This window comes from Haladaptatus cibarius D43, from assembly GCF_000710615.1.
In the GTDB taxonomy this organism is placed as follows: Archaea; Halobacteriota; Halobacteria; order Halobacteriales; family Haladaptataceae; genus Haladaptatus; species Haladaptatus cibarius.
Genome location: NZ_JDTH01000009.1, coordinates 1 through 9191, shown reverse-complemented (window position 1 = coordinate 9191; position 9191 = coordinate 1). Strand labels below are relative to the sequence as shown.

Sequence of the window (9191 nt, the reverse complement as noted above, 5' to 3'; positions counted from 1 at the left end):
GTACCGTTACGGGTGCGATTCTGGCTAAGTGATTCCTATGCTTGGATACACGAATCGTCTAAAATCGCTCCTCCTCCTTGTGCTGGTCGTGACGGGTTCGCTTGTCGCGGGCACTGGGACGGTTTCGGCTACACATGATGATACTGCTGAGTGTGGCTATCTGGATGCCCTTACGTATGGGTTCACTTTCGGTCTCACTAACCAGCATTGTACTGTAGATGCTCAAGTTGATGCCGCTGTTCATTCTGTTCAAGAGGCAGAATCGAATCAAACAAAGTTAGATATCTATTCTGCCGCAACCACACAGAAGGCTGAACGTGATACGTTTGAGACGACGATGGGTAATTATCTCAATGATACTCGTTCTGTCGCGTGGATGAAGGCGGAAAAAGCCATCGCACAAACTTACGAAGATGGTGGCTCTGAGGCAGAGGCTAAGATTGCCGCTCGAGAAGCTATCTCGAAGTACTACGCTACAAAACAGAAACAAGTACTCAACTCTTACAATGCGTCGGTCTCCTCGGCTGTATACCTTCAAGAGCGTTCCGTTCAGGAAGGTTTCACTGATTACGTTGTTGCAGACTATACTGATACCAGTTACCAAGGTGAATACCACTGGGACGGTAACACGTCTGAACGGTCTGTAACGCTTGTCAACTCGAATACGACCAATGTTACAGCCCTTGAGGTCTATGGCATTGATACCCGTGCAGACCCTGACTTAACGTATGATGAAGAGCCAGCATATCCGGGTGGTGGTTATGCTTCTTTCACCTATGATAATGGTGCAGAGGAAGCTAACTTTAGCAAAGTTTACGTTAAACCACCTAACTCGAACTATGAGGATAACGTGGTGATTGTTGATTTCCATCAGGCAAATCAACATTTCACGAAGATTGAAACCCTCAACTCGGAACTACAGTCAGAAGCTAATGTATTCGTCAATAACACGTATGGCGACTTTGAGGCTGGAACAATCAACTCGACTGATGTCATCTCAAGGACGACTATGATGTTCGAGTACGGTGTTCAATCCGGTAACGAAAGTGCTGGAATGTGGAATTCTATTGCCGCTCTGTCGTCAATGGGTCTTGACACTCCTGACCTTAACGGGACTGGTGTGATGACCGTCTCTGCTGGTCAGAACGAATACATGGGTATCGTGATGGCTCAATCCGCTCCAAATGGTACATGGGAAACCGGTGTCACTTACGACCCTGCTGACATAACTGGTCCTGTCTTCGTGGTAACGACAGATGGACATCAAGTTGATTTGACTGCTCCTTTCACCATCTCCGAGATGACTGCAAAGGATGGCAGTAATATCGACTCGATAGGGACCACTGAGTATGTCTACCAGACCTCAAACACTTCGGAACTCCTCGAACAGATGGAGTCCATTCTTGCGTTGACGCAAGAACTCGAAGACAGACAACCGAACACTGGCGGCGGTGGTGGTGACTCTGATTCGGGTCTCCCGACGATGTGGCTCCTCCTTGGTGGGGGCGCAATCGTCGCAGTCGGCGCGTTCGCTGTCATGTCTCGTCCGAGAGCGCCGTTCCCGTAACGGTTCGCTTTCGAACTCCTAATCAAACCATACACACATTGTTTAACCATGATTCGTAACCAGTTCATACAGTTGATACTTGCGTTGTTCATACTGACCGCTCCTGCTACTGCTCTCGACAATACACAAACTGTGTATCAGCAATCTCAAAACAATTCGACTACTGGCCCTGACTTCGGGGTTACTGTCGTGTCTCAAAATCAAACAGATTGTGTAGAAACGATAGATGAATACACACGTCTGTGTCATTCGTCAGTGACCGATTCAGGACGGTTAACACTCGTCTTGTACTCTGAGCGTTACCAGAAGGTTCAGCTAACCGATTCTGGTAAGTTCTTGGCTGGTGGTAACGTTCCGATTCGAGAATTCGACCTCAACAAAGGACGTAACGAAATCGAGTGGCAAATCACCGTTCGGGACGGGTTTATGGGTATCGCTATCGGTACTCCTGAAACGCTATACAGTGAACCGCTTCGACCTCCCAATGACTCGAAGGGATTGCTTCCCGGTAAACCGACTACCACAGATGCCGCTATTGCTGGCTCTACTGTCTTCGTGCTGTTCGCGGCGGGTCTCCCGCTGTCGTTCCTTGCTCTTCGCAAGATGAAAGGGGGCGAGCATGACCAACACTGACGACGACCTCCCGGTTCGGTATCAGAAATCGAATTTAGAGCTAGCGGTGGACGTGCTGAAAGCTACGTACATCCCGCTGTTCTTCGGCCTTGGCTGTTTGGCTCTGCTCGGGGTACTCTGGTACATCGACCTTCCAATGCGGCCTATCATCCTCGTCCTGCTCGTCCTGCTCACGGCTGGCCCCTTCGTCGTGACTTATTGCGTCCTGTTCGCATGGCGTTACCAGCGACGAATTGAGGTTCCCGTTGTCCTGCTCGACCCTGAAGGGAAAGAGTGGGGACTAAAATATCTCCATCCTAACGAGTTCGCTGACGCCGAAATTGATGGTGACGACCTCGCCACTCGTCGCGCCCGCGCGACGGGTGAAACCATCTACTTCGCGGAAGGACACACATGGGAACAACGCGAACGGCTTGACCGTGACTCGGGCGAAAAGGAAACGTTCGCTCAACGTATCCTGAAATCGACGTGGGAAGCGGAAATCTCGACACAGGAGTTCAAGGAATCCGTTTACGCACTCGGAGAACAGAGAAAACGACTCGTTCCCCTCGCTCGTGCTGGCGTCGAAGCGCGTGCTGGTCGGGCTATGCGTACCCTCGAAAACACAGACCGTCTAAGTCATGCCCTCCTTCTCGGCGCAGAGGAAGACAACTTCCTCGCCACTGGTGGTGCAAATCCGTTCTCTTGGGACTTGGACACTCATGCTGATGAAGAGGACTTAAAAGACAAAACCACGGGTGACGACGACGACGAAAACGAACAGAAAAAACGGGAGCGTGCTGGCTCCTACGACATTCAAGAATCGAACGTTCCCATCGAGGAGCGGATTCAGAACCTCGAACGTGCGACTGCTGACGACTAAACACACTGTGTATCAATGAACATCACTACACAAATCATGTATTTCGGTATCGACCTGCAAACATGGGCGTGCAAAAGCTACCTCCCATCAGAGTTAGACATACTGTGTAAGTCTGCCCTCGGCGTTCCGGTCGGTCTCCTGATGGTCGGCTACATCCTCGGTCTTCTCCTCCTTGCGGTGGTGCTTGGGCGATGACTGATATGCTCCTTCTCTGGTGGGCTATCTGTGGCTCTCTCCTGCTCGTTTGCGGTGTCGCTTTAGCAACAGTATTCTACATCCGCTGGAGTGGTCTCTGATGGCTGACCAAGCAATCGCCTCCGCTGAGTTCCGCGAAGTTGCCGAAGGACGACTTACGAAAAATCAACGACTCTACCCGCTTGCTCCCTTCCTCGAAGGGCGCGCGCTCTATCGCTACCTCCATTACAAACGTCGGTACTCCTCTATTCGGGAGTTAGACGACACCGGAAAACTCCCCTCGACCTTCGAACAGACCAAATACTGTCAAAATCTCGTTGCCGCTCACGGCTCGCCTACTGCGTCTCGTGCTGTCCGCGAAGGGAACTTAGCTGTACTCTCCTGGCTGACTGGTCTCACCCATCGAAACGCGGATTTTTCTTCCGCACAACTCTTTAGCAAAATCGTTCATCATCTCCGTCGTCCGGGCTACCTCGGTACGTTCGCCGGTGGGACTGACGGCGGCAAAACTAACTCTGCGCTCGTCTCTGCTGGTCTCCATCTCCGCGACCAACCGGACGCGGTGCTTGCCACAAACATCACCTCTCTCAAATGGGAAGAATCATCCCTTAACGAACGGACTTACTCCGTCGAATCGCGTTCCGAACTCGAGGCGGTCGCAGACCGGCACGAGGACGTGGTTGCAATCTTAGACGAAATGTCTACACAAGCAAACGCGCAAACTCAAAACTACGAAGTGAACGATTCGTTTTACCACATCGTCACATTCAAATCAAAACTCGGTCTCCGTATGTTCGTCATCGGTCACCGTGAGAGTGGACACGATATTGCCCCCGCGATTCGGGAACACTCAACCCACTTCATCCGGCAAGTTCGTGACGCGCGCGACCTCGAGGACGATGTTTACTCGGCTGAGTTCTATGACGGTATCGAAGAAGGTGAACCGTTCGGTCACCAATTTACTCTAAAACCGATGCCTCCGGTAGCGGCTTCCTACGACCCGGACGAAACGGCTACGTTCAAAATCACAGAATAGACGAAGGGTGTCGATTTCGCGTTTTTGATTGAACAACTTTGTTGTGAGACCTAATCGTAAATCGAGCCTCACCATCGGTAGGAAACGAGGAAAGTTATCTGTAGGAACGGAAGCGGAAGCTATCATCGTCGAAAGAAGTGCCCGCCCGGATTGTGCCGATGCTCGGAACGTGGACATTCGGGCGAAAGAAGAACCAGCTGGCTCAACCAAATGAATCCTGAACGAAGTGAAAGCGGAGCGTGGTGAGTGCAGGTGCAGCGAGCAGGTGATGAATGAGAACGAGCTGGCAACGACAGCCCAGACTGAGGCGACCGTCCCGGCAGGACTCATTCGACGATTAAGCCGACCCGTCCCGCCCTGATCTTCTCCGAGTCCCTCACCGTTGGTCGAGGCGAGATACCAAAGCGAAATCTGAGGCTCGGGTGCTCTCGCTGGTTCGTCTCACTTCTGCATTTTCGTCGAGGATTCGTGAATCGACTGCTTCCCCACCGTCTCCCTCCGTTCGGTTCGCCACTGACCGCTCTTCTTCCCCAACTTTCTAAAAAACCTGTCGCGCCCTCCCGCCCACCAACCCCCTCAACGGGGGTGGCCGGTGGGCGGAGTCGTTTAACGAACTCTACTCTTTAACCTGATTCTCTTCTATCCACACATCGCACTTAGGACACTCCCATGTCCGTACGCAGTACCTCACTCCGATATACGTAACGAAACCTCCACATCTCTTACACCTCATTCTACAACTACTGCCTCCTCCACTCCCTCTAACTGTTCTACTTTCTCGAGTGCTTCGCTCTCGTCGTCCGTCTCGGTTCGGTATATCTTCCCGGTCTTGTCCGAAAACACTGCGTACAGGTACACATATTGTTTACTCATCTTACGCCCCGCTTCACGTCGCTGATGTACTGCTTCGCCGTTCGCTTGCTCACCTGCAACTCTGACCCTATCCAGTTCGCGCTTACGTCGTGGCAGTACAGATACGCCGCGATTCGCGCCTTTCCCAAGATGGCGATATGGACGGGAATCTTTAGTTCTTCGCTCTTGATGATGCCGCGCTTCTCTCGCAACGCCGTATCAAAGTCCATCTTGCTGTGTCGGTCCGCGTGGAGTTCGGCCCAAATGTGGGCCTTCGCCTCGTGCCCGTCGCCTGTGAGTTCTCTCCCCCATTCAATCACCTCGTCGTGCTTGTCTGCGTGGTCGAGGAGCTTCTGACCACTACCGAAACTGTTCGGCTGAACGCCGGGTTCTCTGCCTTCGGGACACCAAACGTAAACTTCTCCGTCGTCCAACGCCCATAGTTCGCCTCGGTTCGGGAATGATTCTTTTCTGACAGCCTTCTGAGCTACCATACATCTGACTACACACACTGTCTACTTAAGTCTTTACACACTCTGTGTATATTCTATCGTTGATACACATTCTGTGTAGCCATTCCTTACTTTCCGCAGTTAGGCGGTTCTCGGCGGAAGCGGGGGCTTGTCCCCCGACCCGTACCCGCAACGAAGTGAGGGAACGCGAAGCGGAGCGAGCGCCATCCGTGTAAGGGGGAGTTTGAGGGGGTCTAACCCCCTCATTGTCGCGCGTAGCGCGTTCCTCGACTCCTGGTGTATCCATCGGTTCCGCTCTGCTCGACAAATATTGTTGGGCGGGATTACAAGGGGCTACGACTGTTCGACTGTGCCCCGATGCCTCAAGGACGCTACGACCCACAGAGTCCACTTCAGTATCGCGGCCATCGACAGACGTAGGGGCTTTGTTAGACAACGTGTCTATTTTTACTTTCACTTTCGCCTACTTTCCACTTTATATACAAACCGTCTACTATTACTCTCTGTATGTCACAATCTGGTCATGCAAGATTCGAACAGGCCCGAACAGTACCGGACGCAAACCCCAACGAAGAGCCTGATTGGGTCGAAATCAAGGAAAACGGTGCTATCGTTACGGGCGAAATCCTCGAAATCAAAGAGAACTGCGGTGAACACGGTTCGACTGTTTACAAGCTCAAACCCGACGAAGAAGACGCAGACCTCGGAATTTCGGGCGATGAGCCTATACTGTTCTGGGGTACGACTGTCGTTAACTCGAAAGTCTCCCGTGTCGGTCTCGACGTGGGCGACTGGCTCGGCGTCAAGTGTCGCGGCAAAGTCGAAGCGGAAGACGAAGACGCAAACGATTTCTGGGACTTCGAGGTAAGATTTCAACGACACGACTAATCACATTGTGTAAGCTGATTCCTGCGACGCTCTCCTTTTCAAAAACACACATATCCACCTGAAGATACATCTTTAAGTACCCTTAGTCTCATGCTGTGTATAATCAGAAGCCAACACCGCGCTCGTGTCAAAAGCGAGTAAAGCAAGGAACTCACGATTCCTTGCAAGGTGCTGGCTTCGGAACTGTGTTCAACCCATGTCCGAAACCAGCAAGCAGTACGAAGGTCGTACCGTTGATAAATCTACCCCCTCGCTCGGCGAAGAACTTGACCCTGACTACTGGACGGCCTACCGCTGTCGTCACTGTCGGGAAAACTGTATCAACTCTAAACAAACTGTCTACGCCAAGTCTAACCAGTGTCTCGACTGCCACCGGGAAGGCTCTGCGTATCGGTCAGAACGGCAACAGGAACATAAGCTGAGAGCGGCCCGACGACGTGCGGGGGTGAATCGTCAATGATTCTACAAGCCGCTCAAATTGACCATTCCCTTTACCACCTTCTGTGGTTCGTGCTAATCTACCTCGTGGTTGACTACATCCTTTCTACACGGTGTGTCTAAATGTCCATAACCAATCACTCCCGGTCGGTCGGGAGAATCTTGGACGGTCTCGAAGGCAACCACCGAGATAACCGGCAAGATTTTCCTACGTCTACAACTACTCCCGTCCGCTTCCCTTGGTCTGACCTCGACCGCGCTCACGACTGGACGCGCGTTTATAAATACCTGCTCGATAACCCTTCTGGCGTCCCTCTGTCCCGTCTCTGCGAATGCCTCTTTGGTGACATATCGTCCGAAGGACGGACCTACTCCACGAAAGACTACGAAGCCACTCGGCGGTTTCTCGAATCGTCCGACATTGCGGTTCTCAACGTCTCTGGCCCCCAAATTTCGGCACAGCCGTCCCTAGAGGCGTTTTCACTTGACCTCGGTAAGCAAATTTCCAACCGGAATGCTGAACAGCCAACTGAGGCCCTCGAGAGTCCCAAAAACACCGTTTCCGGCCAACTGCAACTATCACACAAAGAATTCACTCGCTCCCTCGTCTCTGCAATCGACGGAATCCACTCCGTCGAGACCGCGCAAACCGTCGCTCGTCCGTACCTGCGCTACCTCGACTCCATCGAAGACAAACATCTCATCTTCGAAGACCAAACGATGCCTGCGGAAAACTATATGCTGATGCCCTATCACACCCGCTTCAACGACGAGAAACGTTGTGCTGACCAGTGGCGACGATACCACAATGCGTGGGACAGGGCTACCGACCGTTACACAGATGGTGTACACCTAACCCTCACGACCGACCCAAACCGATACGACTCTATCAAGGCCATGACTGACGGGATTTTCAAGGCGTGGGGCAAACTGCTCGAAACGCTCAATAATCGGTACGGCGGTGACTCCCGCCTCGACTACATCCGCGCTCTGGAATGGACCACAAAAGGCTATCCTCATCTTCACGTCGTCGTCTTCGGTGTCCGCTACGTTCCGCATTCGTGGCTCTCTCACTACTGGGCGACCAACTGCGACCACGGCGAAATGGTCTGGTGCGACAGACTGTCTAACCGTGGTTCCGAGTGGATACATCACAACAAGCAACAGCAAGAAAACTTCAACGCAAAGGCGTATCTGGGCGACTACTTGTCTAAAACCTTCGAAAACATCGAAATCGGCGTAACTGAACAGTTCAACGAAGTCACCGACCTTGAGGGCGCGCAAATCGGCGCGAAAAAAGACGGTTCTCCGCTGTATGACTACGAACAGTGCGGAATCTGGAAGATGGCTCTCTACTGGGCGACTGGTCGCCAATTCTGGGACTGCTCGCACGGTCTCAAAGAACCTAATCCCGACTGCCTACAGGACGTTCCCGGTCTCGGGGAAACGAAACTCGAACGGCTCCAAGATGCCGGAATACACACACTGTCGCATATCCGTCTCGCTTCGCGTGACGACCTCGAAGAAATCGACGGTCTCGGGGCTTCGCTCGTCTCGGACCTGCTCCATTTCGCCGGGGAACCCTCGGACTTCGACCTCGGACGCTGGACGTTCAAAGGTGCGGCAAGCTACGAACAGATACCGCTTCACGTCGTCCAAAATGCAACTGTGTTAGGTGTGCCTCCGTTATCCTCCGAAGGGGCGACATCCTGATACTGGATAGGGAAGAGCGTTCGACGTGGTGCGGCGCTGGCGTTGTTTGCCAGCCCCGCCCATCGGTGAGCCGCGCCTTCCCGATATGGCTATGTTGGTTTCTGTCTGTCTCTCCAGCACTGTTACACACTGTGTCTATTTTCACTTTCACTTTCGCCTACTTGCTCCTATAAGTAACTAGTTACATTGAGTGTCTAATGCAGTATGGCACACCGAAACAAAACAGGCCTACAAGCCTACATGGACCTGAACATCATGACCGCAACGGCTCTGATGTTCTTCGCTCTGTGCGGTCTCGTCATGACCGGACTGGCGAATGATGTTATCGACTACATGACCAAATACAAATTCCTCCCCCTCGCGCTCTCGTTCGGGGCGTACGCGATTGTCTTTGCGTCTTCGGGGACTCGTGACCCTCGTTACTATCACCAAGCTGAGTGGGTCTTAGTCTCCTTCACGGGCGTTCTCATGGTCGCTCATGCGTTCCTCACTGAGATTCAAGACCTTGTAACACAATACGACCCGTGGGCGTCT

10 protein-coding genes are annotated in these 9191 nt (G+C 52.5%); 8 read left to right on the top strand and 2 right to left on the bottom strand.

The window, feature by feature from the left end; all coding sequences use genetic code 11:
* Positions 1–37 precede the first annotated feature (37 nt).
* The 5 genes from HL45_RS17740 (at position 38) to HL45_RS17720 (ending at position 4293) form a co-directional block, all read left to right on the top strand.
* Positions 38–1567, top strand: a complete 1530-nt coding sequence (locus HL45_RS17740) for a hypothetical protein (protein ID WP_049972556.1) — start codon at positions 38–40, stop codon at positions 1565–1567.
* A gap of 48 nt (positions 1568–1615) precedes the next feature.
* Positions 1616–2200, top strand: coding sequence for a hypothetical protein (locus HL45_RS17735; RefSeq protein WP_049972555.1), 585 nt, complete (start codon positions 1616–1618; stop codon positions 2198–2200).
* A complete protein-coding gene (locus tag HL45_RS17730; protein WP_049972554.1) occupies positions 2187–3062 on the top strand; it encodes a hypothetical protein in 876 nt (291 codons plus the stop codon). The genes HL45_RS17735 and HL45_RS17730 overlap by 14 nt, the downstream gene beginning before the upstream one ends.
* A gap of 15 nt (positions 3063–3077) precedes the next feature.
* Positions 3078–3257 (top strand): hypothetical protein, encoded by a 180-nt coding sequence (locus tag HL45_RS17725; RefSeq protein WP_049972553.1) that lies wholly within the window; start codon positions 3078–3080, stop codon positions 3255–3257.
* A gap of 100 nt (positions 3258–3357) precedes the next feature.
* Complete coding sequence (locus HL45_RS17720; RefSeq protein WP_049972552.1) at positions 3358–4293, top strand: hypothetical protein; 936 nt, start codon at positions 3358–3360, stop codon at positions 4291–4293.
* Positions 4294–5022: 729 nt separating this feature from the next.
* Here HL45_RS17720 and HL45_RS20960 read toward each other — a convergent pair.
* Positions 5023–5166 carry a hypothetical protein gene (locus HL45_RS20960; RefSeq protein WP_158413722.1) on the bottom strand — a complete coding sequence of 48 codons (144 nt, stop codon included), beginning with the start codon at positions 5164–5166 and terminating at the stop codon, positions 5023–5025.
* On the bottom strand, positions 5163–5639 hold the full coding sequence (locus HL45_RS17715; RefSeq protein ID WP_049972551.1) for a hypothetical protein: 477 nt from the start codon (positions 5637–5639) through the stop codon (positions 5163–5165). Before HL45_RS17715 ends, HL45_RS20960 begins: the two co-directional genes overlap by 4 nt.
* Positions 5640–6125: 486 nt before the next feature.
* Here HL45_RS17715 and HL45_RS17710 point away from each other — a divergent pair, with 486 nt between their 5' ends.
* The 3 genes from HL45_RS17710 to HL45_RS17700 form a co-directional block, all read left to right on the top strand.
* A complete protein-coding gene (locus tag HL45_RS17710) occupies positions 6126–6506 on the top strand; it encodes a hypothetical protein (RefSeq protein ID WP_049972550.1) in 381 nt (126 codons plus the stop codon).
* Between the two features lie 561 nt (positions 6507–7067).
* Positions 7068–8657: a rolling circle replication-associated protein gene (locus HL45_RS17705; RefSeq protein WP_049972549.1), complete on the top strand. Its 1590-nt coding sequence runs from the start codon at positions 7068–7070 to the stop codon at positions 8655–8657.
* Positions 8658–8912: 255 nt separating this feature from the next.
* Positions 8913–9191 (top strand): hypothetical protein (locus HL45_RS17700; RefSeq protein ID WP_144240126.1); only part of this gene is annotated, 279 nt, incomplete at its 3' end.

Excerpts from the sequence above, each read along its gene's own strand:
- HL45_RS17710 (WP_049972550.1), top strand. The coding sequence starts at position 6,126 with ATGTCACAATCTGGTCATGCAAGATTCGAACAGGCCCGAACAGTACCG.
- HL45_RS17720 (WP_049972552.1), top strand. The coding sequence starts at position 3,358 with ATGGCTGACCAAGCAATCGCCTCCGCTGAGTTCCGCGAAGTTGCCGAA.
- HL45_RS17705 (WP_049972549.1), top strand. The coding sequence starts at position 7,068 with ATGTCCATAACCAATCACTCCCGGTCGGTCGGGAGAATCTTGGACGGT.
- HL45_RS17725 (WP_049972553.1), top strand. The coding sequence starts at position 3,078 with ATGAACATCACTACACAAATCATGTATTTCGGTATCGACCTGCAAACA.
- HL45_RS17730 (WP_049972554.1), top strand. The coding sequence starts at position 2,187 with ATGACCAACACTGACGACGACCTCCCGGTTCGGTATCAGAAATCGAAT.
- HL45_RS17715 (WP_049972551.1), bottom strand. The coding sequence starts at position 5,639 with ATGGTAGCTCAGAAGGCTGTCAGAAAAGAATCATTCCCGAACCGAGGC.
- HL45_RS17735 (WP_049972555.1), top strand. The coding sequence starts at position 1,616 with ATGATTCGTAACCAGTTCATACAGTTGATACTTGCGTTGTTCATACTG.
- HL45_RS20960 (WP_158413722.1), bottom strand. The coding sequence starts at position 5,166 with ATGAGTAAACAATATGTGTACCTGTACGCAGTGTTTTCGGACAAGACC.
- HL45_RS17740 (WP_049972556.1), top strand. The coding sequence starts at position 38 with ATGCTTGGATACACGAATCGTCTAAAATCGCTCCTCCTCCTTGTGCTG.